The sequence below is a fragment of the Acidiplasma aeolicum genome, from assembly GCF_001402945.1.
Classification (GTDB): domain Archaea; phylum Thermoplasmatota; class Thermoplasmata; order Thermoplasmatales; family Thermoplasmataceae; genus Acidiplasma; species Acidiplasma aeolicum.
In genome coordinates this window covers 1-6,004 of sequence record NZ_LKBG01000293.1, presented here as the reverse complement: position 1 = coordinate 6,004, position 6,004 = coordinate 1, and the positions used below count along the sequence as shown (strand labels likewise).

General features: G+C 32.8%; 6 protein-coding genes and 1 other RNA gene. 4 read left to right on the top strand and 3 right to left on the bottom strand.

What is annotated here, in order from left to right; genetic code table 11:
- Positions 1-68: 68 nt before the first annotated feature.
- Entirely contained in the window at positions 69-1,547 is a 1,479-nt protein-coding gene (locus AOG54_RS09355) for an MFS transporter (RefSeq protein ID WP_055032651.1), read from the top strand.
- Between the two features lie 7 nt (positions 1,548-1,554).
- Here the strand turns inward: AOG54_RS09355 and AOG54_RS09350 are convergent, their stop codons facing one another.
- On the bottom strand, positions 1,555-2,385 hold the full coding sequence (locus tag AOG54_RS09350) for a glycosyltransferase family 2 protein (protein ID WP_048101128.1): 831 nt from the start codon (positions 2,383-2,385) through the stop codon (positions 1,555-1,557).
- 59 nt (positions 2,386-2,444) lie between these two features.
- A complete protein-coding gene (locus AOG54_RS09345) occupies positions 2,445-3,443 on the bottom strand; it encodes an NAD(P)/FAD-dependent oxidoreductase (protein ID WP_055032650.1) in 999 nt (332 codons plus the stop codon).
- 100 nt (positions 3,444-3,543) lie between these two features.
- Between AOG54_RS09345 and AOG54_RS09340 the strand changes: the two genes are divergently transcribed.
- The 3 genes from AOG54_RS09340 (at position 3,544) to AOG54_RS09335 (ending at position 5,537) form a co-directional block, all read left to right on the top strand.
- On the top strand, positions 3,544-4,053 hold the full coding sequence (locus AOG54_RS09340) for an NTP transferase domain-containing protein (protein ID WP_156324241.1): 510 nt from the start codon (positions 3,544-3,546) through the stop codon (positions 4,051-4,053).
- Between the two features lie 39 nt (positions 4,054-4,092).
- An RNA gene (gene ffs, locus AOG54_RS09610) (signal recognition particle sRNA) lies at positions 4,093-4,395 on the top strand.
- Positions 4,396-4,406: 11 nt separating this feature from the next.
- Positions 4,407-5,537 carry an HD domain-containing protein gene (locus AOG54_RS09335; RefSeq protein ID WP_048101125.1) on the top strand — a complete coding sequence of 377 codons (1,131 nt, stop codon included), beginning with the start codon at positions 4,407-4,409 and terminating at the stop codon, positions 5,535-5,537.
- Here the strand turns inward: AOG54_RS09335 and rimI are convergent.
- Positions 5,524-5,973: a ribosomal protein S18-alanine N-acetyltransferase gene (rimI, locus tag AOG54_RS09330; RefSeq protein ID WP_052656681.1), complete on the bottom strand. Its 450-nt coding sequence runs from the start codon at positions 5,971-5,973 to the stop codon at positions 5,524-5,526. The genes AOG54_RS09335 and rimI overlap by 14 nt on opposite strands.
- Positions 5,974-6,004: the final 31 nt, after the last annotated feature.

Below are 6,004 nucleotides of genomic sequence, written 5' to 3'. Positions count from 1 at the left end.
ATACAAACAACTTGAAAAATACACATTATAAAGTAATATTTAAATATAGATTGTATATAAAGATTTTTATGAAAAATTTGCTACATGATTTAGATAAAGAGAATCCAGAACTAAAAAGTTTCTATTTAAGCCTTGTGCTAATGGCAACCCTTGGTGGTTTTCTGTATGGCTATGATCAATCAGATATAGGATCTGTATTAATTTATATACCCTATTATAATCCACACGCCTCTGCCTTTGTTGTTGGATACATAGCCTCGGGGGCGCTGCTTGGCGCTGCCATAGGTGCAATTACCGCAGCATTTCTTACAGACAGGTACGGCAGGAAATTTTTCTTAATTGCAGATATAGCTGTTTATGCTCTTGGTATATTTTTATCAATTATCACCATAAACGTTGTTATGCTCATGATTGCCAGAACCGTCGTTGGTTTTGCCATAGGTGCTGATTCTGCCGTTGCAACAGCTTACATAAGTGAATTCACACCAAAATCTAGGAGGGGCAGGTCAGGTGCCATGCAGCAGTATATGATAATACTCGGGATATTCCTGTCCTTTCTGGTTGCAATGATTATATTTCTGGAAATACCAGCATTGGCCCATACTGTTGACTGGAGAATTATACTGGGACTTGCAATTATACCTGCGATAATTGCACTAATAATCAGGGTGAAAATGCCGGAATCACCCAGATGGTTAATTCTGAACAGGAAATTTGACAAGGCTGGAGAAACCTTAAAGAAATTTGGTATTGACGTCAATGATCAGGATCTTAATTATACATTTGAGAGACTTCAGGCACAGGAAAAAAGATCAAGAAAGCTGGACTCTGGGGCGAAGAGGGCACTTTTAATTTCAGGTCTATTTATGATATTTTATATAGCCAACGGTGTTAATATACCATTAATTTACGGGCCTTACATAATATCCGGACTTCCCATATTCCCATCCGTAACAAATAAGGTTATATCGGATGCATATTCAATTGGCGCAACAGCCATACTTGTGGCAATAATGCTGGTGGCAACATATTATGGCATGGCTGCAATAGACAGGGTTGGCAGGCGCAAACTTGCATTAATAGGATTTATAGGCATGGGTGCAAGTGATTTCATTGGTGGTATATTATACTTAATGCATGTTGATATAGGCTTATTATTCGGCCTTGCAGGTTATTTAATATTCTTTGGAATAGGTGGTGGAGTTGTTGCATGGCTGATTCAGGGGGAATATTTTCCAACTGCATCAAGAGGGTTTTTTGCCGCCATTGTTGCATTAATAGACTGGACCACAAGTTTTGTTGTTGATGAGATATTTCCTTACATGAAATCCGTACTCGGCCTTGGCTATTCTGTTATAATTTTTGCTTTTGTTTCTGTAATTGCAGTTGTAACTTTATTTTACATTATGCCTGAGACCAAAAACCTTTCAGTTGAGGAAATATCATCAATGTTCAGGCACACAAATCTATTTGAATTAAGGCACTATAAACCTGAAATTAAAAAGGAGGATGAAAATGTCCCTGAACCAGCCGCTGGGCAAAAATAAATTTTTATTATTTTATTGTAAGTTTAAAATATTTTAAAAATGATCTTAAAACAAGTAGGGGTCTAACAGAATAAAACCCAAAAAATAAAAGGTAAATCCAGTATATAAACTCCGGTGGGGTCTTATCGAAACCTCTGGAAAATATAGTAAATCGGGTTATTACATATATCCTCTTTAAATGCTTTTTAGGTCTTCTGGAATCAAAAATATTTTGAAAATACACAATATTATTGAGATATAATTTTAACCATGAACAGTAATTATTTCTTGAGGTATTTTTCTGATGCTCCCTGTAATATGTGAGCACGGTACTGGTGTTCAAAATATTGCACGAATTATCTAATGCACATAAATAAATAAAAGTGTCCTGTGCAGCTGAAACTTTTTTTATTTGTTCAAGATATCTCATTAATATGTTCTTATTTACAGAAATTGATGACATATTAAAATCCGGTTTTCTTCCCAGCTGCCTGTAAGATGCATTTTTGATGTTGCCGGAAAAAAACAATGAATTATTGTGGATATACCCAATATTTTTGCTGGAAAATTCATTATAAATAAATTCAAGCTTTTCAGGAAGGAATATGTCATCATCGTCCATGAAAACAATAATATCCGAACCTGCATTTTTAATTCCGAGGTAAATGTAATTTCCAATTATTCCATCTGTAATAATTTGTCTGACATTTAAATTAGTATAATTGCTTAAATCAAAACTAAAGTTTGATATTAAAATAACCTCAAAATCTTTAAATTTTTGTGATGCAAGAGAATTAAGTGAATCTTTTAAAAAATCCTTTCTATTATATGCAAAAAGCAGTACTGAAATGGATGGCATAAGATAATAAGTATAATTTAATTATAACTTTTTCTTTTTTCCTTATTAATAAATAAAAATTAATTATTGTTTAATTTTTTAATTGTTTTGTCTGTTTTTTTGTTTACATAATTCTTGATAATTTTTATAACACCATTTTTCTGGAATTTATTGGATTTTATAAGCAATAATTCACCACCTATGTTTATGATATTCCCGGATGCTGTATATTTAAACTCCAGATCATTTCCCATGGCATTTTTCATGGAAATCTCACCAGATTTTCTGGCCATAAACGCTGTCAATGGTACGTTTAAATTCATTATTTTCATTGAATCACCGCAGGCATAAACATCATCATATTCAACAGACCTTAGTTTATTATTAACAATAATTCTTGAATTTTCCTGTTTTATATCAAAAGTTTTTATGATTTTATTTCCGGTTATTCCACCAGCATAAATAACAGTGTCTGCCAAAATTTCAGAATTATTAGTAATAACCCTATCTGTGGTAACATGCATCACCCTTTCATTCATAATAATGTTTACACCCATATTTTCAAGTTTGTTTTTTATATAATTGGAGGCATTTATGTTAATACCATTGAGAAGATGTTTTCCGGAATTTATCAGGTTTATTTTTTTACCCTTGATGATGCCAGCAAGTTCAACGCCAAGATAACCACCACCTATTATTACAACGTTATTACTATTTTCAAGTCTATTTTTTAATAAATCTGCATCCTTGAAGGTTTCAAGTTTAATCATGTTCTCATATCCATCAATATTTTCATAGGCCTGTGAGTGCCCAAGTGCAATTATTAATTTGTCATACGTGTATGTTTTATTTAATCCCTTAATTTCCCTGTTTTTAAAATCAACATTTTTTATATCATCCAGTATATCAACCCGCCTTTCTTTTCGTGCATAATCATTTTCATATCCATTTAAAATATATATGTACCTTGTTGGTATATCAATAAACCTACTTTTATCAATAGAAATGGCTGATTTATTTGCCATTTTCGCATAAATTCCGGAAAGGCCCATGCCAAGAATGTAAATTCCATTGCCCATGTTATTGCATAAAAAAATTATATATTATATTATTGCAAAGGTCAATGTATATTTTTCTTAAATTTAAAAAGTTTATTATTGGATAAAAATATGTGACCCTATGGAAGCGCTGATAATGGCTGGTGGTATGGGAAAAAGAATTGGTAATCCTAAAAAAATGCTTCTTATGATCAATGGAGAGGCCATTATCATTAGATTATTAAAAATTATTAAATCCCTTGGTCTAAATATAAATGTATGTACCGGGCCGGAAACAGTTTTTTTAAATGAAATTGGGGATATAAATATAATAAATGGAACCGGTGATTATGCCATGGATCTTAAAACCTCAATAAATTCATTAAAACTGCCCGTCATTGTTCTTCCTGCAGATATTTTAATAGATAAGGAACTTTTGAAATCCTTTATTGAAAAATCAAAAAATTATAAGACCGGAATATTGAATATGCTAATAAATAATGAGCTTTCAGGCATTTCCATTTTTTATGAATATTTAAATGATGCAGAGCTGGCATATGAGAATATAAATTTTAATTCCAAATCATTTTTTAATATTAATACAGAATATGATTATAAAATGGCCAAAGAATATTATAAAAATATGCATTGAAATAGCATAAATTTTTTTAACATGATATAATTATCTTATCGCTGGACTTGACCGGGGAGCCAGGCACTCCCTGTGACCCGTGCCTAAATGCGGGGGCGACTGCCCGGTGAGGGCAACCAGGCCTTTGGCAGTCTCCATGGAATCGTTGAATCTCTGTCCTTTTGGATCGGGGGTTTATACATGCATACTCAAAGGAGAATGCATGTATAATTTGCTGAAAAAACCCGCCAGGCCCGGAAGGGAGCAACGGTATTTCAGACCGCCGATGCTGAGAGGGTGCGGGGAGGAGAGGAAGTGGAGGGCACTACCAAAACACCTGGTCTGATCCGGGTGTGTCCAGCATTGATGATAAAATGTATAAAATAATTCAGGATCCTTTAAACGGGCCGGTGAAGGTAAGCGGGATTTTTCTTGACATTATAAATTCAATATATTTTCAAAGATTAAGATATATAAAGCAGCTCGGGCTCTGCAACCTGGTTTTTCCAGGGGCAAACCATACAAGATTTGAACATTCCATAGGGACAATGTTTCTTGCCAGTGAGATCAAAAATTATATAGGCATTAATGATGAAAGACTTGAAATTGCTGCATTGCTGCACGATATTGGGCATACACCATTCAGCCATTCCATAGAGGATAAATTTTTTGAAAATTTTGGATTAATCCATGAGGATTTAACATCTGACATTATTACAGGTAAGGGGATATATGGAGATAGCGTTATCCCTGAAATACTAAATAAATATGGATATAACCCTGAGGAAATAGCTGACCTTGCCACAGGAAGAAATAAAAAAACGGTTTTATCTAAAATAATAAGTGGGTCACTTGATGTTGATGAGCTTGATTATTTAAGGAGGGATTCATTTTACTGTGGTGTTAATCTGGGAAATATCGATTATAAAAGGATATTTAATACCATAAAAATATCTGAAAATGACATAGTTGGTGAGGAAAAGTCAATACCGACAATAGAATCGGCAATAATAGGCAGGGTTTTAATGTATAGCTCTGTTTATTTTCATAAAACATGCAGGATAGCACAGAAAATGCTGGGCATTGCCTATGAACTTTATAATGGAAAGGATAAAAATGATCTAAGAATGAACGATTACGAGTTTATTTATGCCCTGGAAAATGATAAAAAATCCTCTGAAATTATAAAAAAGATTAAATCCAGAAATTTGTATAAAATAATATACAGGAGTAGTTACAGTGAGGATGCATTAAATAATATAAGGGAAAAAATGTCCGTGTTTGATAGTGATTTATATATAATAGATGTAAACCCACCACTTTATTTTAATGAAAAGTCCAGGTTAAAAACGGATTTTACAGTATATTATAAGGATAAAAAATATGAAATTAATAAGATATCATATATAGTAAACGCGCTCAATGAAAACATAAAACGCAGGGATATTATAGTCTCTGCCGATGAGAGCATTCTTACCAAGGCAGCTTCCATTATAAAGACTTAACCATTCTGAATGCATTTTTGCTTCCCTTATATGGTATGCAGTAATAATTTTTTAAAAACTCTGATTTTACATAACCGTGCTTTAAATAAAAATTAATGGCAACATAATTTTTTTCCCGTACCTCAAGCACTGATTTTTTATATCCTTTTTTCTTTATTATCTCCTCTATGGAATCAAGTAATGAATCCCCAAGATGCCTCCCCTGATACTTCGGGATAACCGCTATACTTTCAATATCAACCTCATATTCATTTAATGGAACTGCGGTAACGTATCCTATATATTCATCAGAATCTGTTGCAACAAGGGTAAATGCATCCTTTGAAAAAACCATTTCAATTATTTCATCTATATTATATGGACCAACATCAAATGCACTGTGCTCAATTTCATAGATGCCTTTAAGATCATCCGAAACAAAAGATCTTATATTCACAGGATATTATTTAATACTAATATTTTATATA

What these genes read in the sequence shown, in the direction of transcription:
- AOG54_RS09355 (WP_055032651.1), top strand. Translation starts at nt 69, where the DNA reads ATGAAAAATTTGCTACATGATTTAGATAAAGAGAATCCAGAACTAAAA.
- AOG54_RS09350 (WP_048101128.1), bottom strand. Translation starts at nt 2,385, where the DNA reads ATGCCATCCATTTCAGTACTGCTTTTTGCATATAATAGAAAGGATTTT.
- AOG54_RS09345 (WP_055032650.1), bottom strand. Translation starts at nt 3,443, where the DNA reads ATGGGCAATGGAATTTACATTCTTGGCATGGGCCTTTCCGGAATTTAT.
- AOG54_RS09340 (WP_156324241.1), top strand. Translation starts at nt 3,544, where the DNA reads ATGGAAGCGCTGATAATGGCTGGTGGTATGGGAAAAAGAATTGGTAAT.
- AOG54_RS09335 (WP_048101125.1), top strand. Translation starts at nt 4,407, where the DNA reads ATGTATAAAATAATTCAGGATCCTTTAAACGGGCCGGTGAAGGTAAGC.